Origin of the sequence: Actinomadura kijaniata NBRC 14229 (assembly GCF_001552175.1) — a bacterium.
Classification (GTDB): Bacteria; Actinomycetota; Actinomycetes; order Streptosporangiales; family Streptosporangiaceae; genus Spirillospora; species Spirillospora kijaniata.
Map to the genome: position 1 here is coordinate 1 of NZ_BCQR01000044.1, position 25,005 is coordinate 25,005.

General features: G+C 73.0%; 29 protein-coding genes and 1 tRNA gene. 20 read left to right on the top strand and 10 right to left on the bottom strand.

The window, feature by feature from the left end; all coding sequences use genetic code 11:
* The 3 genes from AKI01S_RS15645 to AKI01S_RS15655 form a co-directional block, all read left to right on the top strand.
* Positions 1-909: zinc metalloprotease (locus AKI01S_RS15645; RefSeq protein ID WP_067817238.1), on the top strand; the 909-nt coding region annotated here is incomplete at its 5' end.
* Between the two features lie 36 nt (positions 910-945).
* Positions 946-2,694 (top strand): DEAD/DEAH box helicase, encoded by a 1,749-nt coding sequence (locus AKI01S_RS15650; protein WP_067817241.1) that lies wholly within the window; start codon positions 946-948, stop codon positions 2,692-2,694.
* A 125-nt stretch (positions 2,695-2,819) separates the two neighbouring features.
* Positions 2,820-4,037, top strand: a complete 1,218-nt coding sequence (locus AKI01S_RS15655) for an MFS transporter (protein ID WP_067817244.1) — start codon at positions 2,820-2,822, stop codon at positions 4,035-4,037.
* A gap of 175 nt (positions 4,038-4,212) precedes the next feature.
* Here the strand turns inward: AKI01S_RS15655 and AKI01S_RS15660 are convergent, their stop codons facing one another.
* From AKI01S_RS15660 to AKI01S_RS15670, 3 genes are read right to left on the bottom strand one after another with little or no spacing between them, the layout of a single operon-like run.
* The gene (locus AKI01S_RS15660; protein ID WP_067817246.1) at positions 4,213-4,728 is read right to left on the bottom strand and encodes a gluconokinase; all 516 of its coding nucleotides are present in this window, start codon (positions 4,726-4,728) and stop codon (positions 4,213-4,215) included.
* A 1-nt stretch (position 4,729) separates the two neighbouring features.
* Positions 4,730-5,308: an isochorismatase family protein gene (locus AKI01S_RS15665; RefSeq protein WP_067817249.1), complete on the bottom strand. Its 579-nt coding sequence runs from the start codon at positions 5,306-5,308 to the stop codon at positions 4,730-4,732.
* A 58-nt stretch (positions 5,309-5,366) separates the two neighbouring features.
* A complete protein-coding gene (locus tag AKI01S_RS15670; RefSeq protein WP_281186078.1) occupies positions 5,367-6,689 on the bottom strand; it encodes a nicotinate phosphoribosyltransferase in 1,323 nt (440 codons plus the stop codon).
* Between the two features lie 148 nt (positions 6,690-6,837).
* Here AKI01S_RS15670 and clpS point away from each other — a divergent pair, with 148 nt between their 5' ends.
* The 14 genes from clpS (at position 6,838) to AKI01S_RS15740 (ending at position 17,436) form a co-directional block, all read left to right on the top strand.
* Entirely contained in the window at positions 6,838-7,134 is a 297-nt protein-coding gene (clpS, locus tag AKI01S_RS15675; protein ID WP_067817252.1) for an ATP-dependent Clp protease adapter ClpS, read from the top strand.
* A gap of 112 nt (positions 7,135-7,246) precedes the next feature.
* Positions 7,247-7,783, top strand: coding sequence for a DUF2017 domain-containing protein (locus AKI01S_RS15680; RefSeq protein WP_067817255.1), 537 nt, complete (start codon positions 7,247-7,249; stop codon positions 7,781-7,783).
* Between the two features lie 112 nt (positions 7,784-7,895).
* A complete protein-coding gene (locus AKI01S_RS15685) occupies positions 7,896-8,828 on the top strand; it encodes an MEDS domain-containing protein (RefSeq protein ID WP_067817258.1) in 933 nt (310 codons plus the stop codon).
* Entirely contained in the window at positions 8,825-9,775 is a 951-nt protein-coding gene (locus AKI01S_RS51705; protein ID WP_067817261.1) for an MEDS domain-containing protein, read from the top strand. Before AKI01S_RS15685 ends, AKI01S_RS51705 begins: the two co-directional genes overlap by 4 nt.
* Positions 9,772-10,794, top strand: coding sequence for a sensor histidine kinase (locus AKI01S_RS15695; RefSeq protein WP_067817264.1), 1,023 nt, complete (start codon positions 9,772-9,774; stop codon positions 10,792-10,794). The genes AKI01S_RS51705 and AKI01S_RS15695 overlap by 4 nt, the downstream gene beginning before the upstream one ends.
* A gap of 215 nt (positions 10,795-11,009) precedes the next feature.
* The gene (locus tag AKI01S_RS15700) at positions 11,010-11,423 is read left to right on the top strand and encodes a M67 family metallopeptidase (RefSeq protein ID WP_067817267.1); all 414 of its coding nucleotides are present in this window, start codon (positions 11,010-11,012) and stop codon (positions 11,421-11,423) included.
* 242 nt (positions 11,424-11,665) lie between these two features.
* The gene (locus tag AKI01S_RS15705; RefSeq protein ID WP_067817270.1) at positions 11,666-11,938 is read left to right on the top strand and encodes a MoaD/ThiS family protein; all 273 of its coding nucleotides are present in this window, start codon (positions 11,666-11,668) and stop codon (positions 11,936-11,938) included.
* An 18-nt stretch (positions 11,939-11,956) separates the two neighbouring features.
* Positions 11,957-12,904: a PLP-dependent cysteine synthase family protein gene (locus AKI01S_RS15710; protein ID WP_067817274.1), complete on the top strand. Its 948-nt coding sequence runs from the start codon at positions 11,957-11,959 to the stop codon at positions 12,902-12,904.
* A gap of 117 nt (positions 12,905-13,021) precedes the next feature.
* The gene (locus AKI01S_RS15715) at positions 13,022-13,819 is read left to right on the top strand and encodes a thioesterase family protein (RefSeq protein ID WP_067817277.1); all 798 of its coding nucleotides are present in this window, start codon (positions 13,022-13,024) and stop codon (positions 13,817-13,819) included.
* A 114-nt stretch (positions 13,820-13,933) separates the two neighbouring features.
* Positions 13,934-14,779: a glutamate racemase gene (gene murI / locus AKI01S_RS15720; protein WP_067817279.1), complete on the top strand. Its 846-nt coding sequence runs from the start codon at positions 13,934-13,936 to the stop codon at positions 14,777-14,779.
* 31 nt (positions 14,780-14,810) lie between these two features.
* Positions 14,811-15,557 (top strand): MBL fold metallo-hydrolase, encoded by a 747-nt coding sequence (locus AKI01S_RS15725; protein WP_067817420.1) that lies wholly within the window; start codon positions 14,811-14,813, stop codon positions 15,555-15,557.
* A gap of 59 nt (positions 15,558-15,616) precedes the next feature.
* Positions 15,617-16,336 carry a ribonuclease PH gene (gene rph, locus AKI01S_RS15730; protein ID WP_067817283.1) on the top strand — a complete coding sequence of 240 codons (720 nt, stop codon included), beginning with the start codon at positions 15,617-15,619 and terminating at the stop codon, positions 16,334-16,336.
* The gene (gene rdgB / locus AKI01S_RS15735; RefSeq protein WP_067817286.1) at positions 16,333-16,959 is read left to right on the top strand and encodes an RdgB/HAM1 family non-canonical purine NTP pyrophosphatase; all 627 of its coding nucleotides are present in this window, start codon (positions 16,333-16,335) and stop codon (positions 16,957-16,959) included. The genes rph and rdgB overlap by 4 nt, the downstream gene beginning before the upstream one ends.
* 9 nt (positions 16,960-16,968) lie before the next feature.
* Positions 16,969-17,436 carry a hypothetical protein gene (locus tag AKI01S_RS15740; RefSeq protein WP_067817290.1) on the top strand — a complete coding sequence of 156 codons (468 nt, stop codon included), beginning with the start codon at positions 16,969-16,971 and terminating at the stop codon, positions 17,434-17,436.
* A 14-nt stretch (positions 17,437-17,450) separates the two neighbouring features.
* Here AKI01S_RS15740 and AKI01S_RS15745 read toward each other — a convergent pair whose 3' ends face one another.
* From AKI01S_RS15745 to AKI01S_RS15760, 4 genes are all read right to left on the bottom strand, one after another.
* Complete coding sequence (locus AKI01S_RS15745; RefSeq protein WP_067817292.1) at positions 17,451-18,317, bottom strand: MEDS domain-containing protein; 867 nt, start codon at positions 18,315-18,317, stop codon at positions 17,451-17,453.
* Between the two features lie 56 nt (positions 18,318-18,373).
* On the bottom strand, positions 18,374-19,306 hold the full coding sequence (locus tag AKI01S_RS15750) for a sensor histidine kinase (protein ID WP_067817293.1): 933 nt from the start codon (positions 19,304-19,306) through the stop codon (positions 18,374-18,376).
* On the bottom strand, positions 19,306-20,235 hold the full coding sequence (locus AKI01S_RS15755) for an MEDS domain-containing protein (protein ID WP_067817296.1): 930 nt from the start codon (positions 20,233-20,235) through the stop codon (positions 19,306-19,308). Before AKI01S_RS15755 ends, AKI01S_RS15750 begins: the two co-directional genes overlap by 1 nt.
* Before the next feature lie 80 nt (positions 20,236-20,315).
* A complete protein-coding gene (locus AKI01S_RS15760) occupies positions 20,316-21,263 on the bottom strand; it encodes a sensor histidine kinase (RefSeq protein WP_067817299.1) in 948 nt (315 codons plus the stop codon).
* A gap of 236 nt (positions 21,264-21,499) precedes the next feature.
* Between AKI01S_RS15760 and AKI01S_RS15765 the strand changes: the two genes are divergently transcribed.
* Positions 21,500-21,586 (top strand) — tRNA-Leu (locus AKI01S_RS15765).
* On the opposite strand, the gene AKI01S_RS15770 is transcribed toward AKI01S_RS15765, so the two are convergent.
* Positions 21,540-22,910 carry an MFS transporter gene (locus tag AKI01S_RS15770; RefSeq protein WP_369688724.1) on the bottom strand — a complete coding sequence of 457 codons (1,371 nt, stop codon included), beginning with the start codon at positions 22,908-22,910 and terminating at the stop codon, positions 21,540-21,542. The genes AKI01S_RS15765 and AKI01S_RS15770 overlap by 47 nt on opposite strands.
* Here AKI01S_RS15770 and AKI01S_RS15775 point away from each other — a divergent pair.
* Positions 22,863-23,834: a GlxA family transcriptional regulator gene (locus AKI01S_RS15775; RefSeq protein ID WP_174567385.1), complete on the top strand. Its 972-nt coding sequence runs from the start codon at positions 22,863-22,865 to the stop codon at positions 23,832-23,834. The two genes, AKI01S_RS15770 and AKI01S_RS15775, sit on opposite strands and share 48 nt — an antisense overlap.
* 75 nt (positions 23,835-23,909) lie before the next feature.
* Here the strand turns inward: AKI01S_RS15775 and bcp are convergent, their stop codons facing one another.
* Positions 23,910-24,377 carry a thioredoxin-dependent thiol peroxidase gene (bcp, locus tag AKI01S_RS15780; RefSeq protein ID WP_067817302.1) on the bottom strand — a complete coding sequence of 156 codons (468 nt, stop codon included), beginning with the start codon at positions 24,375-24,377 and terminating at the stop codon, positions 23,910-23,912.
* 123 nt (positions 24,378-24,500) lie between these two features.
* Here bcp and AKI01S_RS15785 point away from each other — a divergent pair, with 123 nt between their 5' ends.
* Positions 24,501-24,800, top strand: a complete 300-nt coding sequence (locus AKI01S_RS15785) for a DUF3618 domain-containing protein (protein WP_067817303.1) — start codon at positions 24,501-24,503, stop codon at positions 24,798-24,800.
* On the opposite strand, the gene AKI01S_RS49205 is transcribed toward AKI01S_RS15785, so the two are convergent.
* Positions 24,763-25,005, bottom strand: coding sequence for an anti-sigma factor family protein (locus AKI01S_RS49205; protein ID WP_083999647.1), 243 nt, complete (start codon positions 25,003-25,005; stop codon positions 24,763-24,765). The genes AKI01S_RS15785 and AKI01S_RS49205 overlap by 38 nt on opposite strands.

Sequence of the window (25,005 nt, forward strand, 5' to 3'; positions counted from 1 at the left end):
GACTGCGCGCCGGACGGCGCCGCCGCGAACGCCCGGACGCGGGGCGGCGGGCCCCGGCGGGACCACGCCGACCTGGACCGGCGGGAGGTCACGGCGATGCTGGCGGACCTGCGGGCCAGGATGCGGGAGCGGCTCGGCACCGACGACGAGCGCGCCTGGGAGGCCACGCGGCGGCGCGGCGGGCCGATCCGGATCCCGGTGCGCTTCCACGTCATCACCGACGGGGACGAGGGCAGGGTGCCGAGGGAGGTCGTCGAGCGGCAGATCGCCACGCTGAACGGCACCTACGGCGGGGAGAGGGGCGGGGTGGACACCGGCGTGCGGTTCCATCTGACGGGCTACGGGGTGACCGACCGGCCCGCCTGGTTCCACCGGCCGCTGCGGAACGAGTCGGCGATGAAGCGGGCCCTGCACGCGGGCGGGCCCGGTACGCTCAACCTCTACAGCGCCGCCGTGGGGACCGACATGCTGGGGTTCTCCACGTTCCCGCAGTGGTACGCGAGACGGCCGGCGAACGACGGGGTGGTGGTCGACTACCGCACCCTGCCGGGCGGCCCCCACCGCAACTACAACCACGGCTTCACGGCGGTCCACGAGATCGGGCACTGGCTGGGGCTGTTCCACACGTTCGAGAACGGGTGCGAGCAGCCCGGCGACGGGATCGCCGACACCCCCTACGAGGCCGTTCCGGCGGAGGGCTGCCCGCCGCGCGACACCTGCTCGCAGCCGGGACCCGACCCGGTGCACAACTTCATGGACTACGGATGGGACGACTGCATGCACGAGTTCACCCCCGACCAGGCGCGGCGGATCCGCGGTGCGTGGGCGGCGTACCGGGCGTCCGGGAGGAATGTGAGGAAGGACGCGACGGCGACCCGTGGGGCGCGAACTGTCGGTGGGGCTCGGTAGCCTTCGATGACCGTGAGCACTTTCGCCGCACCGGACATGCCCCCCGCCTTCCCGCAGAAGGCCGCCTGGGGGACCGCGTCGTCCCTGCGCGCCTGGCAGCAGCAGGCGCTGGAGGCGTACTTCGGCGAGGACGGGACCGCACCGGGGCCCCGGGACTTCCTCACCGTCGCGACGCCCGGCGCCGGTAAGACGACCTTCGCGCTGCGCCTGGCCCGCGAGCTGCTGGACCGGCACATCGTGCAGCAGGTGACGGTGGTGTGCCCGACCGAGCACCTCAAACGGCAGTGGGCCGAGTCGGCGTCCCGCGTCGGCATCAGGATCGACCCCGAGTTCCAGAACTCCCAGGGCAAGGTCGGCAAGGAGTTCCACGGGATCGCCGTCACCTACGCGACCGTGGCGGCCCGGCCCGCGCTGCACCGCAACCGCACCGAGTCCCGCAAGACGCTGGTGATCTTCGACGAGGTCCACCACGCGGGCGACGGCCTGTCGTGGGGCGACGCGGTGCGGGAGGCGTTCGAGCCCGCGACGCGCCGGCTGTGCCTGTCGGGCACCCCGTTCCGCACCGACATCAACCCGATCCCGTTCGTGCGGTACGAGGAGGGCCCGGACGGGATCCGCCGCAGCAGCGCCGACTACACCTACGGGTACGGCCCGGCGCTGGCCGACGGCGTCGTCCGGCCGGTCATCTTCCTGGCGTACGCCGGGGAGATGCGGTGGCGGACCCGCGCCGGGGACGAGATCACCGCGACGCTGGGCGAGCCGCTGACCCAGGACCAGATGTCGCAGGCGTGGCGCGCGGCGCTGGACCCCAAGGGCGACTGGATGCGGCAGGTGCTGGGCGCCGCCGACAAGCGCCTCACCGAGCTGCGGCGCGTCATCCCCGACGCGGGCGGCCTGGTGATCGCCACCGACCACGAGACGGCGCGCGCCTACGCCAGGATGCTGCGCGCGATCACCGGTCAGGGCGCGACGATCGTGCTGTCGGACGACCCGACCGCGTCCAAGAAGATCAAGCAGTTCAGCCAGACCGAGGACCGCTGGATGGTCGCGGTCCGCATGGTGTCCGAGGGCGTCGACATCCCCCGGCTGTGCGTGGGCGTGTACGCGACCTCGACCAGCACGCCGCTGTTCTTCGCCCAGGCGATCGGGCGTTTCGTGCGTGCCCGCAGGCGCGGCGAGACCGCGTCGGTGTTCCTGCCGACCGTTCCGACGCTGCTCGGCCACGCCGCCGAGATGGAGACCGAGCGCGACCACGTCCTGGACCGCCCGGTCCGCGAGGACGGCCTGGACGACGAGCTGCTCGCCGAGGCCAACCGGGAGCGCGACACCCCCGACGAGGTGGGCGGCGACGAGTTCGCGTTCGAGACCGTCGAGGCGTCGGCGACGTTCGACCGGGTCCTGTACGACGGCGGCGAGTTCGGCATGCAGGCCGCGCCCGGCTCGGTCGAGGAGGAGGAGTTCCTCGGCATCCCGGGCCTGCTGGAGCCCGAGCAGGTGTCGCAGTTGCTGCGCAAGCGCCAGGCCCAGCAGATCGCCAACGAGCGCAGGCGCAAGACCGGCGACCCCCGCGAGGACCGCACCGCCGCCGAGGACCTGCACGCGCTGCGCAAGGAGCTGAACGGCCTGGTCGGCGCGTGGAGCCACCGGACCGGCCAGCCGCACGGCGTGATCCACAACGAGCTGCGCCGCACCTGTGGCGGCCCGCAGCTGGCGCAGGCGTCGGCGGAGGAGGTCCGGCGGCGGATCGACAAGATCCGCGAGTGGGCGGCCCGCCGTCGTTCCTGAACATGGGCGTTCCTGAGCCCGTCGTTCCTGAACACGGGCGTTCCTGAGCGCCGCCCTTCCCGGTTCCGGCAACGAAAGTTCCCCCCGCCGCGCCCCGGATGTGACCCTCCTGCGCGGAGGTGGTCATGAAGACGCAACACGACACGGTGGCCGGGGACGAGGCGCGGGTTCCGAGCCCGCGCGGGCGGCTGCCGTTCGGGGTCTATCTGCTGTCGTTCAGCCTGTTCGCGATGGGCAGCGCGGAGTTCCTGCTGGCGGGCGTGCTGCCCGCGGTCGCCGGTGACCTGCGGATCTCGCTGGCGTCGGCCGGGGCGCTGATCTCGGCGTTCGCCGTCGGGGTCGTGGTCGGCGGGCCCCCGGCGGCCGTGCTGACGCTGCGGCTGCCGCGCCGCACCACGCTGGTGGCGACGCAGCTGCTGTTCGCCGGGTGCGTGGCGGCCGGGCTGGTCACCGACAGCTACCCGGTGCTGCTGGCCAGCCGGTTCCTGTGCGGGCTGGCCTACGCGGGGTTCTGGGCGGTCGCGGCGGTCACCGCGGTCGGGCTGGTCGCGCCCGACCGCGCCGGGCGGGCCTCGGGGGTGGTCGTCAGCGGGCTCAGCCTCGCGATGGTCGCCGGGGGACCGGCGGGGGCGCTGCTCAGCTACTTCACGGGCTGGGAGGGCGGCTTCTGGGGCGTGGTCGTCCTCACCGTCGCCGGGGCGGCCGCGACCCGGCTCGCGCTGCCCGAGACCGGGGGCGGCCCGGAGCCGAGCGTGCGGCGCGAGCTGCGCGTCATGGGGCGGCCGCAGCTGTGGGTCGTGTACGGCGTCACCCTGCTGAGCACCGCGGCCTACATGGTCTCGTTCAACTACCTGGCGGCGTTCCTGACGGACGTCACCGGCGTGCCCGGCGTGTGGGTCCCGGCGGTGCTGGCGCTGTTCGGCGTCGGCGCGTTCGCCGGGTTGTCGGTCGGCGGCCGGATCTCCGACCGGTGGCCCTTCCACGCGCTGGCGGCCGGGGCGGTCGGGATCGGGGCCTGCTCGGTGCTGCTGGGGCTCCTGGCCCGGCACGCCTGGGCCGTGGTGCCGCTGGTGCTGCTGCTCGGCGTCGCCGGGTTCGTGCTGAACCCGGCCATCTACGCGCGGGTGTTCGGCATCGCGGCGCAGGCGCCGACGCTGGCCGGGGCCACGACCGTCTCGGCGTTCCAGCTCGGCATCAGCCTGGTGCCCGCGCTCGCCGGGATCGCCTTCGACGCCGGGGCCGCCGTCACGGCGGTCGCCTGGATCGGCGCCGGGCTGGCGGCGGCCACCGCCCTGGTCGTGCTGCTCGACCGCGCCCTCACCCGCCGCCCCGCCAGGGTGTAGGGCCTGTTCCAAAGTGGACCCCGGCCACGCACATGAGCGCGTTACCTGACCGGCGGGCCCGAAGCCGGAGGCGAGGGCCCGCAGGTCAGATCGCGCAGCGATGTCGCGCTCGCCAAGACCTGGTGAGGCGCGAGCCCCCAGGCGAGCGCCGTGGGCCAGGGCCTGGAAACACGGTCTAGAGGCCGAGGGCCGCCCGCACCTGCTGGACGATCTCCTCGGGGGTCAGGGTGACGGGGACGTGGAGGGCGTTCTCGTCGGGGGCGGGCGGCTCCAGGTCGCGGAACTGGCTGTCCAGCATCGCGGGCTTGAAGAAGTGGTCCCCGCGCGCCGCCATGCGGTCCGCGATCAGGTCGCGGTCGCCCGCCAGGTACACCAGGCGGACGCGGGGGCGGCCGTCGGCGAGCAGGGCGCGGTAGGAGCGCTTGAGGGCCGAGCAGGTCACCACGCCGGGCTCGCCGGAGGCCAGCCGCGCGTCGATCCAGGCCGCGATGGAGCTCAGCCAGGGGCGGCGGTCCTCGTCGGTCAGGGGCGTGCCCTCGCGCATCTTCGCGATGTTGGCCTCGGAGTGGAAGCCGTCGGCCTCGGCGTACTCCCAGCCGAGGCGGTCGGCGAGCAGCCGTCCCACGGTGGTCTTGCCGCTGCCCGACACGCCCATGACGATGACGACCAGCGGCGGTTCTCCGGCGGTCATGTCAGGAACGCACCACCGGGCTGCCGGTCAGCGTGACGCCCTCCTCCGCCAGCTCCTTCAACGCGCCGTCGGTGGTCTCCCGCGCCACGCCCGCCGTCAGGTCCAGCAGGACGGTCGTGCGCAACCCCGCGCGGGCCGCGTCCACGGCGGTGGCGCGCACGCAGTGGTCGGTGGCGATGCCGACGATGTCCACCGCGTCCACATGGTGGCTCCGCAGCCAGTCGCCCAGCGGGACGTCGTCGTCGTTCACGCCCTCGAAACCGCTGTAGGCGGCGGTGTTGCGGCCCTTGCTGAAGACCGTCTCGATCTCGGCCAGCCGCAGGTCGGGGTGGAAGTCGGCGCCGGGGGTGCCGATCACGCAGTGCGGCGGCCAGGAGTCCACGTAGTCGGGCTCGGCGGCGAAGTGGTCGCCGGGGTCCAGATGGAAGTCGCGGGTGGCCACGATGTGGTCGTAGGCGGAGCGGTGCGCGATCACGTGCTCGGAGATGGCACCGGCCACCGCGGCCCCACCCGTGACGGCGAGCGAGCCGCCCTCGCAGAAGTCGTTCTGCACGTCAACGATGATCAGAGCCTTGCCCATGATCGCTCCTAGCCTCGGTTCCCCGTTATCTCCCCGGACATCCGGGACGCTACTCGCGTCAGCGGCGCGGACCGCCGTTGACGAACTCGGTGGGCAGGGCCGGTTCCCCCTGCGACAACTGGAGGGCGGTCGGGGGCAGCTCGTCGACCACGGCGCGGTGCCGCTCGCGGGCGGCGGCCAGCGGCTCGCGGCCGACGACCTCGCCGTCGCGGACCAGCGGGATCTGGAGGATCCGGTCGCGGACGCCGGGCTGCGGCTCGCCGGTGGTGACCACCTCGGCGCAGGCGGTGCCGTGGCCGTCGAACCGGCGGACCGCCGACTTGCGGCCGCCCCGGCTGGGCTTGCCGGTGGACCGCTTGGCGACCGGGCGCATGGGGGCGTCGGGCTCGGGTCCGTCGGCGCGGGCGACCAGCTTGTACACCAGCGACGCGGTGGGCGCGCCCGAGCCGGTGACCAGGGACGTCCCCACGCCGTAGCCGTCCACGGGGGTGGCGGCCAGCGCCGCGATGCCGTACTCGTCCAGGTCGCCGGTGACCACGATCCGGGTGCCCGTCGCGCCGAGCTCGTCCAGCTGGTCGCGCACCCGCTTGGCGACCACGGCCAGGTCGCCGCTGTCGATGCGGACCGCGCCGAGCTCCGGGCCCGCCAGCTCCACGGCGGTGCGGACGGCGCGTTCCACGTCGTAGGTGTCGACGAGCAGCGTGGTGCTCTCGCCGAGGGAGTCGAGCTGGGCCCGGAACGCGTGGCGTTCGCTGTCGTGCAGCAGCGTGAACGCGTGCGCGCTCGTCCCCGCCGTGGGGACGCCGTAGCGGCGGCCCGCCTCCAGGTTCGACGTCGTGGTGAACCCCGCGACGTAGGCGGCGCGGGCGGCGGCGACGGCGGCCTGCTCGTGGGTGCGCCGCGACCCCATCTCGATCAGCGGCCGGTCCCCGGCGGCGCGCGCCATCCGGGACGCGGCCGAGGCGATGGCGCAGTCGTGGTTGAGGATCGACAGGACCAGCGTCTCCAGCAGCACGGCCTCGGCGAACGTCCCCTCGACCGTCAGGATCGGGGAGTCCGGGAAGTAGCACTCGCCTTCCGGATAACCCCAGACGTTCCCGGAGAAGCGATACTTCTCCAGCCATTCCGCCGTGGGCTCGTCGACGATGCCGTTGCCGGTGAGGAACTCCAGCGTGCCGGCGTCGAAGCCGAACGCCTCGACCGCGTCCAGCAGCCGCCCCGTCCCGGCGACCACGCCGTAGCGGCGCCCGTTGGGCAGCCGCCGCGCGAACACCTCGAACACCGCGCGCCGCCCGGCCGTGCCGCTGCGCAGCGCGGCCTGGAGCATGGTCAGCTCGTAGCGGTCGGTGAGCAGCGCGGTGGTGTCGTTCCCAAGGTCCACAAAGGGCACCCTACGACCTTCCCGCGCGTCCCGAACGCGCAGGCCGCCACATGCCCGGGCGATGCGGTGACACTCGGGGACGCAGCGGGCGAATAGCATCGGAGGCAGTTGGGAGGAGCGACCCGGCGCGAAAGGGGGAGGGCACGCGATGGCGACCGCACCTGCACCGGTCGAACTCGAGCGGCCGGACATCGCGGAGGACCAGAGCGCGGACCGGCCGTGGCTGGCGATCGTCTGGAACGACCCGATCAATCTGATGTCCTACGTGACCTACGTCTTCCAGACGGTGTTCGGATACTCGAAGACCAAGGCCGAGAAGCTCATGCTGGACGTGCACCACAAGGGCCGCGCGGTGGTCGCCAACGGCACCCGCGAGGAGATGGAGCGCGACGTGGAGATCCTCCACTCCTACGGGCTGTGGGCGACCGTGAAGCGAGACGACTGAACCGTATGGGCACTGCGTACACGCGGAGCGAGCGAAGCGGGAGCTCGCGACCGGAGCGACGAGGGAAGACGGCGCGTCCGGGCGTCTTCGGGCCCGCGAGCGGAGCGAGCGCATGAGCACCGTCGAGAAGGTGGACAAGGGCGTCCGGGTCCGGCTGGGACCCGAGGAGGCCGCGCTCGTCCGGGCGCTGATGGAGCAGCTCCAGGAGCTGCTGGGCGCCCCGCCGGACGGCGGGGACGAGCTGGCCTCGCTCGGGATCACCGCCGAGGCCCGCAGGCCCGACGACCCGGTGCTGGCGCGGCTGTTCCCCGACGCCTACCGCGACGACGGGGAGGCGTCGGGGGAGTTCCGCCGCTACACCGAGATGGGCCTGCGCGAGGGCAAGCGTGAGGCCGCCGACATCGTGCTGGGCGCGCTGGAGGGCGCGACCGCCGACGGCGTGGAGGCCGTGCTGGACGTGCCGCAGGCGCAGGCGTGGCTGCGGGCGCTCAACGACGTCCGCCTCGCCCTCGGCACCCGCCTGGACATCAGCGAGGAGTGGTACGACGAGGCGGAGCAACTGGACCCGCGCGACCCGCGGATGGCGATGTTCGCCGCCTACGACTGGCTGACGATGCTCCAGGAGAGCATGGTCCGGGCCATCTGGTAGCCGGCGGCCGGTGGCCGCGTTAGGCCAGACGATCGCGGGATGTTCCCTCGCTGTCGCGGAGCGCGTTGGTACGTTGGCGGAAGCGTAGCCGTGCGCGCCGCTGGGAGGCACGATGTCCGCTTCCGCCGAGGGCAGGCCGGTCGGCCGGATGGAGTTCGGCGACCACCTGTGCCTCTCCTACGACAACGACGACGAACGCCTCGCCGTGCTGCGCGCCTACGTCCGCGACGGGCTGGCCGCCGACCACAAGATCATCTACCTGTCGGACCAGGACCCGCCGGAGACCGTGCTGGGCTGGCTGGGCGCCCGGGAGGCCGGGACCGGCGGGTACGCGGGGTTCGACCCCGCGCCCGGCCTGGGCCCCGACCTGGTGCGGGCGCTGGAGGACGGGCGGTTCGTGGTGCGCACCGCCGAGGAGGCCTACCTGGCCACCGGCCGGTTCGACCCCGACGAGATCATCGGGCTGTTCGCCACCGAGATCGAGATGGCGCTGGTGCAGGGCTACAAGGGCGTGCGGGTCACCGGCGAGGAGACGTTCAGCCTGCGCGGCTGGCCCGGCACCGAACGCTTCGCCGAGTTCGAACGCAAGATCGACGAGGTGTTCCGCACCTCGCGGGTCAACGCGATGGCGATCTGCCAGTACGACCGCCGCTGGTTCGACGCCGAACGCCTGGACCGCCTGGAGGCCCACCACGTGGACCGGGTCCGCCCCGACCCGCTGCACGACGACGGGACGTTCCGCGTCGTGCCGCTGTTCGGCCCGCCCGGCCTGGGCCTGGCCGGGACGCTCACCCCCGACGGCCACACCGCCCTGGAGCGCGCCCTGGACTCGCTGCCCCGCACCGCCGGGCTCGTCTGCGTGGACCTGTCCGCGCTGGACGAGGCCGACGAGGAGGGTCTGCGGCTGGTGGTCGGCAAAGGGGTCCAGGGCGGCATCCGGCGCCAGGTGCTGCTGCGCGGCGTGTCCGGCGCGGTCCTGGCGCGGCTGCGCGCGGCCGACCTGCACCGGACGCCGGGGGTGGAGATCGAGGAGGGGGCGCGGTGACCTCCGCCGCCGACGGCCGCCCCCACGGGCCCGCGACCTCGCGGGGCGGGGCCAAGCCGGTCAGCGAGGTGACGTTCGGCGACCACCTGTGCCTGACGTTCGACAACGACCCCGAGCGCTACGCCATCCTCGGCGCCTACATCCGGGACGGCCTGGCCCTCCACCACAAGATCATCTATCTGGCGGACGAGGACGACGCCGGCGCCGTGCTGCGGCGGCTCGGCGACGGGATCGCGGGCGCGTGGGTGCCCGGCACCGAACGGCTGGACCTGGACGCCGCCGTCGCCGAGGGGCGGCTGGCGATCCGGCCGATCGTCGACGCGTTCATGGCGACCGGCCGGTTCGACCCCGACGAGACCGTGGCGCTGCTGGCCACCGAGATCGAGGTGGCGCTGGTGCAGGGCTACGCGGGGGTGCGGATCAGCGGGGAGACGTCGTTCAGCCTGCGCGGCTGGCCCGGCACCGACCGGTTCGCCGACTTCGAGCAGCGCTGCCAGGCGGCGTTCCAGACACCCGGCCTCAAGGCGATGGCGCTGTGCCAGTACGACAGCCGCTGGTTCAGCCGGGCGCAGCTGGAGGAACTGGAGCTCTGCCACGGCGGCCGGGTGCGGGTGGACGACCTGTACGACGACGGGGTGCTGCGGATCACACCGCTGTTCACCCCGCCGGGCCTGGCGCTGGACGGCGCGGTCGACGAGTCCACCGTCCAGGCCGTCGGCGACGCGCTGGAACGCATGGCCGCCCGCGCCTCGCACTTCTGCCTGGACCTGTCCGGCCTGGAGTTCTGCGACATGGAGGGGCTGCGCACGCTGATCGGCGCAGGCCGGTCCGGCGGCGTGCACCGGCAGGTCATCCTGCGCGGCGTGCCCGACTACCTGGACCTGATGCTGCGGATCTCCGGCTGGGACTCGATGCCCGACATCTACCGGGAGGGGGTGCGGCGATGACCGACCCCGAGACGGGCGGCGGGGCCGCGCCGGCCGCCCACGCGCGCCGGGGCCGCGACGTCCTGACGCACCAGGCGCTGGTGTACCGGACCGGAGAGGAGCTGACCAAGGTCGCCGTCGGGTGGCTGCGGGCCGGGCTGATGGTCGGCGACGCCACCGTGGTGATCGCCTCGCCCGCCGTCGCGGACCTGGTGCGCGGCCAGCTCGGCGCGGAGTCCGCCGCGCCGATCGAGTTCCACGACTCCGCCGCGTGGTTCACCGGCCCGGTGCAGACCATGTCGGCCTACCACGAGCGGGCCCGCGAGCACTGGTGGCCGCACGGGCGGCTGCGGGTACTGGCCGAGCCGGTCTGGGAGGGCCGCGGCGAGCTGGAGGTCCGCGAGTGGCTGCGGCACGAGGCGCTGCTCAACGAGATCATGGCGGGCACCCCCTCGGCGTTCCTGTGCCTCTACGACGCCGCGCTGCCCGCCGGGATCGTCGAGGGCGCGCTGCGCACCCATCCCGAACTCCTCGACGAGGGCGGCCTGCGCCCCAGCCCCCGCTTCACCGACCCCGCCGACTTCTACGCCGAGTGCAACGCCGTCCCGCTCGACCCGCCGCCGCTGACGGCCGCGCGCCGGGCGTTCGCCAGCGGGGAGCTGCCGGCGCTGCGGACGTTCCTGGAGGCCGAGGCCCGGCGGCTGGACCTGGCGCCCGAACGCGTCCTGCCGTTCGTGCTGGCCGTCAACGAGGTCGCCACCCTGATCATCCGGGAGGGCGGCGGGCACGGCGCGGTGTGGGTGTGGTCGGAGGAGGGCGACCTGGTCTGCGACGTCACCGACCCGTCCGGGCACCTGGCCGACCGGTTCCTGGGCCACCTGCCGCCGCGCGCCCACCAGCAGGTCGAGGCGGCGATGTGGGCGGTGCGGCGGCTGTGCCACATCGTGGAGATCCGCACCGGGAAGGGCTCGGGCGGCGGCATCGGGTTCCGCGGCGTGGACGCCGGGACACGCATCCGGACGCGGTTGAAACTGCGCTGACCCGATTCGAACGTCCGACGAAGGAGGATGTTTGGATCGGGCCCGGGGGTCTGGGGGTCGCCCCCCAGGTGGTGCTGCTGACCCGATTCGAACTTCCGACGGAGGAGGATGTTCGGGTCGGGCCCGGGGGTCTGGGGGTCGTCCCCCAGGTGGCGCTGACCCGATTCGAACGTCCCCCGGAGGGCGGTGCGGGTCGCGCCGGGTAGCCTGCGGGCATGCTGACGATCGAACGTGCCCTGGTCGACAAGATCGTCGCGCATGCGCGCGCCGACCACCCCGACGAGGCCTGCGGGATCATCGCCGGCCCGATCGGCTCGGACCGCCCCACCCGGTACGTGGCGATGACCAACGCCGAACGCTCCCCGACCTTCTACCGCTTCGACTCGCTGGAGCAGCTGAAGGTGTGGCGGGAGATGGACGACCGCGACGAGGAGCCGGTGGTGATCTACCACTCGCACACCGCCACCGAGGCCTACCCCTCGCGCACCGACATCTCCTACGCCTCCGAGCCGAACGCGCACTACGTGCTGGTGTCCACGCGGGACCCCGAGAAGGCGGAGTTCCGCTCGTTCCGGATCGTGGACGGCGAGGTGACCGAGGAAGAGGTCACCGTGGTCGATTCCCACTGACGACCGGGTCGGTAAACTGATGGTCATGTCGAGGAACGAGGGCTGGACGCGCGCCGTGCGCGGTGCTCGCCCCGTTCGGCTTTCTCCCGTACAGAGCTTCCTGTTCGGGCACACGCGCGCCGAGGTCGTCTACGACTGTCGCTGACGCGCGACTTCCCCCTGCCCGAGAGATCCCCACGCCCCGCCTGCCGTGCCGCGTGGGCGGGGAGCCGTACGAACCCAGCTTCTAGGAGAAAACCGCCATGGCCATCAAGGTCAGCATCCCCACCATCCTGCGCAACCTCACCGACGGCGCCAAGTCGGTCGAGGGCAAGGGCTCGACCCTGGACGAGCTGTTCGCCGACCTGGACGTGCGCCACCCGGGTCTGCGCGGCCGCCTGGTCGACGACAAGGGCCTGCGCAGGTTCGTCAACGTGTACCTCAACGACGAGGACGTGCGCTTCCTCGGCGGCCTGGAGACGCAGGTCTCCGACGGTGACAACGTCACCATCCTCCCGGCCGTCGCCGGCGGCTGAGCGTCGGACGTCCGTGCCATGCGTTTCGACAATCTGCTGGACTCGCTGGGGCGCACGCCCCTGGTCGGCCTGCCCCGGCTGTCGCCGAGCCCCGAGGTGCGGCTGTGGGCCAAGCTGGAGGACCGCAACCCGACCGGGTCCGTGAAGGACCGCCCCGCCCTGTACATGATCGAGCAGGCGGAGAAGGACGGGCTGCTGTCAGCCGGCAGCACCATCCTGGAGCCCACCTCGGGCAACACCGGCATCTCCATGGCCATGGCGGCCAAGCTGCGCGGCTACCGGATGGTCTGCGTGATGCCGGAGAACACCTCGGCCGAACGCCGCCAGCTCCTGCGGATGTGGGGAGCGGAGATCATCTCCTCGCCGGCGGCGGGCGGCTCCAACGAGGCGGTGCGGGTGGCCAAGAGGCTGGCGGCCGAGAACCCCGACTGGGTGATGCTCTACCAGTACGGCAACGAGGCCAACGCCCGCGCCCACTACGAGACGACCGGCCCCGAGCTGCTGGCGGACCTGCCGACGATCACCCATTTCGTCGCGGGCCTCGGCACGACGGGCACGTTGATGGGGGTCGGCCGCTACCTGCGGGAACAGCGGCCCGGCATCAAGATCGTGGCCGCCGAGCCCCGGTACGGCGAGCTGGTCTACGGCCTGCGCAACATCGACGAGGGCTTCGTTCCGGAGCTGTACGACGACTCGGTGCTGACGACCCGGTTCTCGGTCGGCTCGCACGACGCGCTGCGCCGCACCCGCGAGCTCCTCGAACAGGAGGGGATCTTCGCGGGCGTCTCCACCGGCGGGGCGCTGCACGCCGCGCTGGGCATGGCGGCCAAGGCGGTGAAGGCGGGGGAGCGCGCCGACATCGCGTTCGTGGTCGCCGACGGGGGCTGGAAGTACCTGTCCACCGGCGCCTACGACGGCACCCTGGAAGAGGCCGAGGAGCGCCTGGAAGGCCAGCTCTGGGCCTGATCCCCGTTCTCCCGCGCCCAGGCCGCGCGTCGCGCCGAACCCGGCGCGGCGCGCGGTTCGCGCATCCGGGTACAGTTCATTCTCGAACGGGATTCTAGTAAGGGTGGGGAGTGCCGCATGGCCGGGTTCGGGGACGCGACCGCCGTCGCGCGGGTGGGCGAGGGCCGCTACGAGATCGACCTGGACCCCGACTTCGGGTTCGCCGAGGCGATCAACGGCGGGTACCTGATGGCCGTGCTCGCCCGCGCCGCCGTGGACGCCTGCCCGCACGCCCACCCGGTCTCCACCGCCACGCACTTCCTGCGCGTCGCCCAGCCCGGCCGCGCCGAGATCCACGTGGACGTCCGCAAGGCCGGCCGGACCGCCGCCACCGCGCTGGTGTCCCTGGTGCAGGGGGACCGGCCGGTGGTGGACGCGCTGATCACCCTGGGGACGCTGGACCCGGGCGCCGCCCCGACCTACCTCGGCGCGCCGCCCGCCCCGGAGCTCCCGGCCGTCGAGGAGTGCCTGGACTTCGCCGGCGGCCAGAGCGACCGGGGCTTCGCCCAGCACGTCGACCTGCGCTTCGACAAGGCCACGATGGGCTGGCTGGACGGCGCGCCCAGCGGACGCCCCGAGCTGCGCGGCTGGTTCCGGCTGCGCGACGGCTACGCGCCCGACCCGTTCGCCCTGGCGCTGGCCGTGGACGCGATGCCGCCGGTCGCCCTCAACGCCGGGGCGCGCGGCTGGTCCCCGACCGTCGAGCTCACCTGGCACCTGCGCGCCCTCCCGGCCCCCGGCTGGCTGGCCCTGCACGGCTCGGGCCGCATGGTCGCCGACGGCTGGTTCGACGAGGAGGTCGAGGTGTGGGACTCCGCCGGCCGCCTGGTCGCCCAGTCCCGGCAGATCGCCCGGCTCGGCCGGGGCGGCGCCTGACGCGCCGGAGGGCGCCGGGAAACCCGTGACGGTGGCGGGTTTCACGCGTGTGAGCGTGTGATGTTGGGCGCATGACGTCTTGTCGACAGTCGATCTCGCCTAGCCTTGGGGACCATGCCACATCCCACCCCGACGTCTCCGGACGCGCCCATCGGCATCTTCGACAGCGGCTTCGGCGGACTGACCGTGGCCCGCGCGATCATCGACCAGCTCCCGCACGAGTCCGTGGTGTACCTGGGGGACTCGGCGCGCCAGCCCTACGGGCCGCGGCCGATCGCGGAGGTGCGGGCGTTCGCGCTGGAGATGCTGGACGAGCTGGTGGACCAGGGTGTGAAGATGCTGGTGATCGCCTGCAACAGCGCCAGCTCGGCGATGCTGCGCGACGCCCGCGAACGCTATGACGTCCCCGTCGTCGAGGTGATCAACCCGGCGACGCGGCGGGCCGCCCGCGCCACCGCCAACGGCAGGGTCGGCCTCATCGCCACCCAGGCCACCGTCACCAGCCGCGCCTACGAGGACGCGTTCGCCGCCGCCCCCCACATCGAGCTGGTCAGCGTGGCCTGCCCGCGGTTCGTGCCGTTCGTGGAGGCGGGGGTGACCGGTGGGGACGAGGTGATGGAGGTCGCCCGCGGTTACCTGGAGCCCGTCGTGGCCGCCGGATGCGACACGCTCATCCTCGGCTGCACGCACTACCCATTGCTGACCGGCGTCATCTCGTATGTCGTCGGAGACGGGGTCACACTGGTCTCAAGCGCCGACGAGACCGCCAAGGATGTGTACCGAGTGCTGCACGACCGGGGACTGGCCCGGGCCGGGGACTCCACGCCGCCCGAGCGCCGCTTCCGCGTGACCGGGGACCCCGAGGTGTTCGCCGCGCTCGGCCGCCGGTTCCTGGGACCGGAGATCGGTGCGGTGGAGACCACGGACGCGCCGTCGAGCGGCACGGCGCTGACCGTCTGAGCCCTCGGGGGACGGAAGAGGAGGAGTGAGCGTGCGGGTCACAGTGATCGGCTGCTCCGGCAGCTATCCGGGGCCGGACAGCCCCGCGTCCAGCTACCTGGTCCAGGCCGAGGGCTACTCCCTGGTCATCGACCTGGGCAACGGCGCGCTCGGCACGTTGCAGCAGCACGCGTCGCTGTACGAGATCGACGCGGTGTGCGTCTCGCACCTGCACGCCGACCACTGCCTGGACCTGTGCGGGTACTGGGTCGCGCGGACCTACTGTCCGACCGGGCCGCTGCCGAGGCTGCCGGTGTACGGGCCGACGGGCACGGCCGCGCGGATGGCGCGCGCCTACGACCTGGACCCCGAGCCGGGCATGACGAACACGTTCGACTTCCGGGAGCTGGAGCGGACGTTCGAGCTGGGACCGTTCCGGGTCACCACGTCGCTGATGCCGCATCCGGTGGAGGCGTTCGCGTTCCGCGTCGAGCACGACGGCAGGGTCCTGGCCTACTCCGGCGACACCGGGCCCGCCGACGAGCTGGTGAAGGTCGCCCGCGGCGCGGACCTGTTCCTGTGCGAGGCGTCGTTCCTGGAGGGGCCGGGCAACCCGCCCGACCTGCACCTGACCGCCCGCGAGGCCGGCGAGCACGCCGCCCGCGCCGACGTCGGCCGGCTGGTGCTGACCCACCTGGTGCCGTGGAACGACGCGGACCGTTCCCTGACCGAGGCCAAGGGCAGCGGCTACGACGGCCCCATCGACCGGGCCCACGTCGGCGCGGTCTACGACCTGTGACCTCCCGGTCCACCGGACGGTGGACGGCGCCCGCCCGCCGGGGGCACTAGGCTTGGGGCATGGCACGTCCTGACGATCGCGCACCCGACCAGCTCCGGCCCGTCCGCATCCAACGGGGCTGGCTCGACCACGCCGAGGGCTCGGTGCTGATCGAGTTCGGCGGCACGCGGGTGCTGTGCGCCGCGTCCGTGACCGACTCGGTGCCGCGCTGGCGTCGGGACAGCGGCCTGGGCTGGATCACCGCCGAGTACGCGATGCTGCCGCGCGCCACCAACACCCGCAACGACCGCGAGGCCGTCAAGGGCCGCATCGGCGGGCGCACCCACGAGATCTCCCGGCTGATCGGCCGCTCCCTGCGGGCCTGCGTGGACCTCAAGGCGCTCGGGGAGAACACCGTCCAGCTCGACTGCGACGTGCTCCAGGCCGACGGCGGCACCCGCACCGCCGCGATCACCGGCGCCTACATCGCGCTCGCCGACGCCGTGTCCTGGATGCGCGACCGCAAGCTGATCAAGAGGGACCCGCTCACCACCTCGATCGCCGCCGTCAGCGTCGGCGTCGTCGAGGGCGAGCCCCGCCTCGACCTCGCCTACCTGGAGGACTCGGTCGCCGAGACCGACATGAACGTGGTCTGCACCGGCGACGGCCGCTTCGTGGAGGTGCAGGGCACCGCCGAGGGCGCCCCGTTCGACCGCGCCGAGCTGGACGCGCTGCTGGACCTGGCCGCCGCGGGCTGCGCCGAGCTGACCCGCCTCCAGAAGGAGGCCCTGGCGCGGTGAGCACGATCGTCCTGGCGACCCGCAACAACGGCAAGATCATCGAGCTGCGCCGGATCCTCGACGCCATCGAGGTCGTCGGGCTGGACGCCTACCCGGGCGCCCCCGACGTCCCCGAGACCGAGCTGACGTTCGAGGGCAACGCCCTGCTGAAGGCCCGCGCCATCGCCGCCCACACCGGCCTGCCCGCCGTCGCCGACGACTCGGGCCTGTGCGTGGACGCCCTCAACGCCATGCCCGGCGTGCTGTCGGCCCGCTGGTCCGGCCGCTTCGGCGACGCCTCCGGCGACAAGGACCGCGCCAACCTGGAGCTCGTCCTCGACCAGCTCGCCGACGTCCCCGCCGAGCACCGCGGCGCCCACTTCGTCTGCGCCGCCGCGCTGGTGGTGCCCGGCGGCCCCGAGCACGTGGTGGAGGGCCGCATGTACGGCCGCATCATCGAGGCCCCGCGCGGCTCCGGCGGCTTCGGCTACGACCCGATCTTCCTGCCCGACGGCGGGACCCGCACCACCGCGGAGCTGACCGCCGAGGAGAAGGACGCCATCAGCCACCGCGGCCGGGCGTTCCGCGCCCTGGCCGAACTGATCCCCCAGGCGCTGGCCGCCCACTCCTCCCCGGAGCGGTAGGCCCCCGGGATGGAGGCGATCCTCGCGGCCTGCGCCGTCGTCGCGGTGCTCGGCGGGCTGATGGCGCTGTACTCCCTGCTGGTGCGCAGGGACGCCGACCGGGCACGCCGCGAGTGGCCCGCCTGGCTCGCCGACCTGGGACCCCGCGTCCCGCCGCACACCCGCCGCCGGGCCCTCGTCTTCGCCCTGGAGGGCAAGATGATCCACGCCGTCAAGGCGGTCCGCGAGGACACGGGCCTGCCCCTCAAGGACGCCAAGCGCTACGTGGACGCCCTCCTCCAGCAGCAGAAGGAGTCCGCGCCGCACGTCCTGGCCGGGGAGGCGCCGCCGGAGCACCGGGCGCCGGGCGCGCCCCTGTCGGAACGGGTCCGGGCGTTCAAGGCGGCCGAGGACCACGCCTCCGCCGTCGCGCTCGTGCGCGCCGAGACCGGCATGACCCGCGCCGAGGCCGAACGCTTCGTCGCCGCCCTCGACTGACCGGGCCCGGCCGGTCAGGCCGGGTGGCCCAGCCGCAGGCCCGGCAGCATGTGCCAGCCCACCCGCTCCACCACCGAGAACAACTGCGCCGGGATCCGGTCCAGCACCAGCGACGACACCGCCGCCGGGCGCTCGGCCGCGCGTTCGGCCAGCAGGTTCAGCGCGCCCAGATCGATGAACCGCAGACCCGACATGTTCAGGTGGACGTCGCCGTGGCCGGCCTCCATCACCCGGCACAGCGCCTCGTCCAGCCGCGTGTGCCGCGACGCGTCCAGCTCGCCCGCCAGCGCCAGCCCCCGCGGCCGGAACGTCCACGCGATCCGCAGCACCGGATCGTCGAACACCGGATCCGGCACCACCCGCACGCTGTGCGTGGCGAACAGCCGCGGCAGCTCCTCGGCCCCGCACCGCCGCCGGTCGAACTGGCAGACCGCCATCACCGTCGTGCTCGGCCCGACCTCGCCCTCCAGCTGCCGTTCACACGCCAGCAGCTCCTCCAGCCCGCCCGGCGCGCGCAACGCCCACGTCATGTCGGCCGTCACCCGCACCACCGGGCAGCCCTGCTCCTCCGCCAGCATGATCTCCTTGGCGAGGGCCTCCAGCGCCACCGCCGGTCCCACCGGACCCGGCAGGTCCGCCAGCGCGACCACCCTCGGCGCCGGGCCCCCGGCCGGCGGCCACCCCAGCCCCGGAACGGGCCCGCCGACCCGCTCGGCCAGGCAGATCACCCGATGCCCGAGTGCCAGCCCCTCGTCCACGAACGGAACCGTGACCAGGGACTGCTCCTCAGGCGTCTCGTAGCACAGCCACGCGTGATCGCCGGGGCGCAGCTCGCTCACCGGCCGCTCCACTGACCACAGCGACTCCAGCAGGTCGTCCATCACGGCCTCATCCGCCCGGACGGCCCACGGCGTGCCCGGCCCCCGTCATCACGGGATCAGCGGGACACGTGCAGGCGCACGAACGTTCCGTCCCAACCGGCCCGCAGCTCCATCAGGTCCACCAGCAACCGGACCGTCCACAACCCGAACCCGCGCTCCCGCGCCGACTCGGGCGGGATGAACCCGATCAGCGGACTCGGCTGCCAGAACCCGTTGTCGCCCACCTCGCAGACCAGCTCGTCGCCGTCCCGCCACACCCACACCCCCATCGGCGGGACACCGTGCTGCAACGCGTTGGCGGCGACCTCGTTCGCGGCGGTCACCAGGTTCTGCGCCTGCTGCCGGTCCAGCCCGTGCGCCTCGGCGTGCTTGCCCACGAACACCCGCAGCGGATGCAGGTCCTCGTCGTGGAACGCCATGTACTCCGCCGTGTCCGGACGCACCTCGAACCGGCGTCCCACGTCGCAGCCCGCGCCGAACACCTGCGGATCCATGTACCGGTCGTTCTCGTGGTCGATCCGCCCGTCGAACAGCACCGGATGGGTGTGGCGCGCGAAGTCGAGCACCGCCGACGACAGCCCGTTGCGGTCATAGGGGCACAACGCCCGCGCCCCCGAATCCGCGAACACCTCGTTGATCAACGACTCGTAGCGCGCCCACTCCAGCGTCTGCCGCTGGTCGGTCCAGTGCCACACCGGCTCGGCCAGCGCCACCACCCGCCGGGGCCGCATGCTGTCGACCAGCTCCAGGTAACGCTTCAACGTCCGCACCGGATGGTCGTAGAACTCGGCGGAGTCGTAGAAGCCGACGTCGCCGTCGGAGCCCAGCACGTCGCGCAACGCGTCGAGGTTCGGCCTGCGCACCACCGCGACCACGGCGTCGTCGGCCTCCAACCCCTTGATCAGGAACGGCACCGTGGTGCTCAGGAAGTTCTCGACACCGCTGTACAGGAACGCCCTGTGCTCCAGGCCGTGTCGTCTCAACGCCATCAGGCCACGCCCTCCGGTCCGGGGAAGGGGCCGTCCGCCGCGCCGCTCCGGCCGCGCGCCAGTCCGGGCAGACGGTGCCAGCCCACCATCTCGATCACGTTCTCCACATCCGGCGGGAGGTTGTCCAGCACCAGCGCGTCCCGCTCGTCCAGCCCGGTGGCGTGCTCGGCCAGAAGGTTCAGCGTGCCGAGGTCGATGAAGCCCAGCCGGGAGAAGTCCAGGTGGACGCGGCGCCGCCCGTGGGCCACCAGCGACAGCTGCTGGGCGAACACCGAGTGCCGCGCCGCGTCCAGCTCGCCCTCGATCCGCAGGCCGTGCGGCTCGAAGGTGCGGGTGATGCGCAGGATGCCGTCGTCGAACTCGGGGTTCACTTCCACCAGGACCTCGTGCGTGTCGCGCAGGGCCGCCAGCTGGTCGGGCGGGCACAGCCTGCGGTCCACCTGGCAGATCGCCATCGCCATGGTGCTCGGCGAGACCGCGTCGCCCACCTGGTGCTCACATCCCAGCACCCGGTGCAGGTCCGGCCGTCCGGGCTCGCGCATCAGCCAGCTGTGGTCGGTGGTCAGCCGCACCGCGCGGAACCCCTCGTCGAAGGCCCGTTCGACCTCGGTGTTCAGCGTCTCCAGCATCCGCTGGGGATCGAACCGGCCACCGCCGTCCAGGCACGCCCGCGAACGCGGGATCACGCGCAACTGCCCCGACGCGGTGTAGGTGCACAGGTCCAGCCTGGTGCGGGGACCGGTCAGACCGGGCAGCCGTTCCGGCGGCGCGTCGGTGACGTAGACGACCTTCTCCTCGGTGCGCAACGCGTCCGCCACGAACGCCCCGATCACACGGTCGCGCTCCTCGGGAGTGCCATAGGCCAGCCAGGCGTGGTCTCCGGGGCGGACCTCGCCGACCGGCCGCTTGTCGAACCAGGTGGGTTCCATGTCGTGCCCATCAACGTGGGTGCGGGTCCGACCAGAGTACGCCGCGCGCGATGAATTGGAAGCCCAACGCATGGAGTCCCTCACCCTGTGTTCACCGGAACGGCGGGCACCGCGGGCAGCCGGAGCCGCAGCCGCACGGTCGAACCGTCGTCACCCGTACGGATCTGCAACGCCGAGCACAGCAACCGGACCGCCCACAACCCGAACCGCCCCGCCGGACGTGGCGGCAGCAGCCCGAACGACGCCCCGTCCGCCCACCTCCCGCCGTCGGTGACCTCGGTGACCACGTCACCGCCGTCCACCCACATCCGCAGCTCGTACGGCGGCTTGCCGTGCCGCACGGCGTTGGTCATGACCTCGGTGACCGCCACCAGCAGGCGCTGCACGTCGTCCTCGGGCATCCCCCACGCCTTCGCGTGGTAGCCGACGTACATCCGCAGCCAGTACAGGTCGGGCGTCTCGATCGGCATGACCTCGGCGTCCTCCGGAGGCTCCGGCAACGGCCCGCTGTCACACCGCCGGCTGAACTCCCACGGATCGACATACGACGGGTTCGCCGCCCCGGCGACGGTCTCCGGATGCGTCCTGCGTCCCGCCGCGACGACCCCGCTGGGCAGCGACCGCGCGTACGGGCACAGCACGAACGCGCCGGTGCCCCGCAACGCCACGTTCGACAGCGCCTCGATCCGCTGCCACTCCACCACCTCGGCGGGGTCCCGCCGGGCCCACTCGCCGGGATCGCCCAGGACCCGCAGCCGCCGGCCCTCCCGCTGCGCCCGCTCGGCGTCGGTCAGGCAGTCGGCCAGCCGCCGCGCGGGATGGTCGTACCACTCCACGGCGTCCACGAACTCGACCTTCTCGGCCGCGTCCCCGAGCGCCTCCTGGAGCAGCGTCCGGTTCGCGAGCTTGGCCACGGCGACCACATGGTCCCCCTCGGCCACGCCACCGGACAGAAACGGCACGGCCGCACCCAGGAACTCGTCCATTCCCCTGTACGACAGCACGCGATGAGTGAACGCGTCGTTCACCGTGGCCCCACCTGCGTCAGTTACCGGTGCCCTGCGCTCCGCCCCCCTCTTCGAGCGGACCCATCCAGCGTAAGCCGCCGCCCCCGCCCTGTAGAGCCCCCGGGCGAGACCGGTTTTCACATAGTGGCGACACGGCCCACAACCCCCTTGCCACGGGGAAAGCCGATCCCGCCGACCCGGACGGGGACGCTAAGCTGATCTCGGTCTCCGATATCCAGAGAACCTGGACGAGACGCGCGGACGTGGCGAAATCGGCATACGCGATAGGTTTAGGTCCTATTGGTGGAAACACCGTGGGGGTTCGACTCCCCCCGTCCGCACCACACCAACCGGCCCGGTCGGGGGGAGCTCCGTTCCGGGGGTTTCCGGGGCTGGGTCGCGGTCCAGTCGCCGGACCGGTTTGATCAGTAGGAGGGCCGTCGCCACGCCGGCCGTCACCAGGGCCGAGCCCAGCATGAAGGTGCGTGGTTCGACCAGCGTGGTGGCCGGGCCGGCCAGTGCCTGCCCGACCGCCATGCCCGCGACCGAACCGGCCACCTGGTAGGCGTTGACCCGGTTCACCACGTCCGGCGGGATCTGCGTCTGCACGCTGGTCGACCACATCACCGACCAGAACGCCAGCGCGCAGCCCCCGAGCAGGTGCCCGGCCATCAGCGGCGGCAGCGGCAGGCCGAGCGCGACCGTCAGCGGCACCGCCACGTACCCGCTCAGCGCCACCGCCCCGGCCGCCAGCGGCCTGCGCGGCCTGACCCTGATCGCCACCAGCCCGCCGAGCACGGTGCCGAGGCCGAGCGCCGCCATCACCCAGCCGTAGTCGGCCCCGATGACCTGCGACGACAGCGGCACGGACGGCCCGATCACGAGGACGCCCCAGAACACCCAGACCAGGATGACCGACCACATCCAGCTCCGGGCCCTGAACTCCTGCCAGCCCCGGCGCAGGTCGCTCAGCGTGTCGGAGGGCTCCGGCCGGGGGACGGCGACCCGGACCAGCAGCAGGCACACCCCGCTGACCAGGAACGTCGCGGCGTCCAACGTGTAGACGACGACCGGTCCGGCGGCGACGATGAGGACCCCGGCCAGGGCGGGGCCGGTGAGCTGGGTGACCGCCTCGGCGATCTTCAGCGTCGCGTTGGCCCGCTGCGGATCCCGGGCGACCAGGGGGACCATGCCGTTGACGCACGGTTCGAACACCCCGGCGGCCACCCCCGACAGGCACGCCATCGCCAGCAGCAGGGCGTACGGCGGGGTGCCGTCCAGGAACGCGACGGCCACGACCCCCTGGGTGACGACCCGGACCGCGTCCGCGCCGATCATCAGGCGCCGGGCGCCGATCCGGTCGGCGACGACCCCGCCGAACACCATGACCAGCACGGCCGACGTGGTCCAGAGCGCCAGCACGTAGCCGACGCCCGCGATCCCGTAGACTCTGCCGATCGCCAGCGCCGAGGCGACGGGCATCATCGCGTCGCCGAGCAGCGAGATCGTGCGGGCCCCGAAGTAGAGGGTGAAGCTCCTCGTCCACATGGGCTCCGATTCTGGGTTTTTCCAGATCAGAGCGCCGGTGTCCCAAAAGACATCATTGAGTACATTTGGGTCATGCCCGTGGACTGCCCGCCGGTGCCCCCCGCGCCTTCCGCCCCGCATCGCGTGGTCGCCCTGGTCGCCGAGAACCAGGAGTTCTACCCGGTCACCTCCGCCTCGGCCGTCTTCGGCTACCACGGCCCCGACATCCCCCAGCACTACAGCTTCGGCCTGTGCGCCGAACGCCCCGGTTCCCTGCCCACCACCCTCGGCGCCCCCGTCCGGGTGGACAGCGGCCTGGAAGCCCTCGACGACGCCGACACCGTGCTCGTCGCGGGCTGGACCCTCGCCCCCTCGCCCGCCGTGCTCCGCGCGGTGTCCCGGGCCCACGCCCGGGGCGCCCGCATCGTCGCCGTCTGCGCCGGGATCTTCATCCCCGCCGCCCTGGGCCTGCTGGACGGCCGCCGCGCCTCCGTCCACTGGGAGCTCTCCGGCGAGCTCGCCGCCCGCCACCCCCGCGTCATCCCCGACGACACCGTCATCTACGTCGACCACGGCGACGTCGCCACCGCCGGGGCCTCGGCCGCCACCCTCGACCTCTGCCTCCACCAGGTCCTCCAGGAGCACGGCGCGGCCCACGCCATGCGCGTCGGCCGCCAGCTCGCCGCCGGTCCGCACCGCGAGGGCTGCCAGCGCCAGTACCCTCCGCTCCCCACCACCGGCCCGATGCCGGACTCCCTGGCTCCCCTGCTCGAATGGCTGCTGTCGCGCCTGGCCGACCCGATCACCGTGGAGGACATGGCCGCCTACTCGGGCGTCTCCCGCCGCACCCTGACCCGCCAGTTCACCGAGCAGCTCGGCGTCCCACCCGCCCGCTGGCTGCTGGAACGCCGCCTGGCCGCCACCCGCGCCCTGCTGGAGGAGACCGACCTGCCCGTGGAGACCATCGCCACCCGCGTCGGCCTCTCCTCGGCGGTCAACCTCCGCCGCCGCTTCCACACCGCCCTGCGCACCACCCCGGCCGCCTACCGCCGCTCCTTCCGCTGAAGGTCCCGGCCGCACGACGCGAAACGGCCCGCCCCGGGGTCGGGGCGGGCCGGTTCCGGCCAGAGGGCCGTCAGGTCACAGGGACAGGTCGCGGCGGAGGCGCTCGACGTGGCCGGTGGCCTTCACGTTGTAGTACGCCTTCTCGACCCTGCCCTCGGCGTCGATGATGAACGTCGAGCGGATGACGCCCACCACGACCTTGCCGTACAGCTTCTTCTCGCCGTAGGCGCCGTACGCCTGGAGGATCTTGGCGTCGGGGTCGGACAGCAGCGGGAAGGTCAAGCCCTCCTTGTCACGGAACCTGGCCAGCTTCTCGGGCTTGTCAGGGGAGACGCCGACCACCGTGACGCCGTGCGGTTCCAGGTCGGGCAGGCTGCTCTGGAAGTCGACCGACTCCTTGGTGCAGCCGGGCGTCAGCGCCGCCGGGTAGAAGTAGAGGATCACCCGTTTGCCGCGCAGGGACGCCAGGGAGACGGGGTTGCCGTCGGCGTCGGGAAGCTCGAATTCCGGGGCGATGTCGCCGGGCTCCAGTCGCTCGGACACCAGTTCCGCCTTTCGTTCCGGTGGTCGGTGTCCACCGTACCGGCTGGGGTGGCGCGGGCGTTCGCCGCCGAGACCTGCCACACTGGTGCGGATCATGCGGCGCTGAGCGACAAGGAAGTTCGAATGGCTGACAGGTCCCGTGATCCGGAGGCGCTGGAGCGGGAGATCGAGCGCACTCGCCAGGAGCTGGCGCGCACGATCGACGAACTCGCCGACCGGGTCAACCCCCGCAACGTGGTCGACCGCGGCAAGGAACGGCTGAAAGAGGAGGCCGACCAGGTCGTGCGGACGGTCCGGTCGATGGTGACGGTGCCGGACGGGGACGGCGGCCCCGGTCAGCTCGACCAGCGCGTGGTGGTGGCGGGCGCCGTGGCGGTGGTGGCGCTCACGGCGCTGGTCCTCTTGCGGCGCAGGCGCCGATGAGCCTGGTCGGAGCGCCGGTCCTCGGACGGGGACCGGCGCTTCGTGCTGTCCGGACCAGGGCGGTGACGCGCCGGAACCCCTCCAGCTCGGCGCGGCAGTCCGGGCAGCCGGCCAGGTGGGCGCGCAGCACCGCGGCCTCGGGGCCGGGGAGCGCGCCGAGGGCGTAGACGCCGAGGTCGAGGCGGTAGGAGCAGGGTGCCGTCAC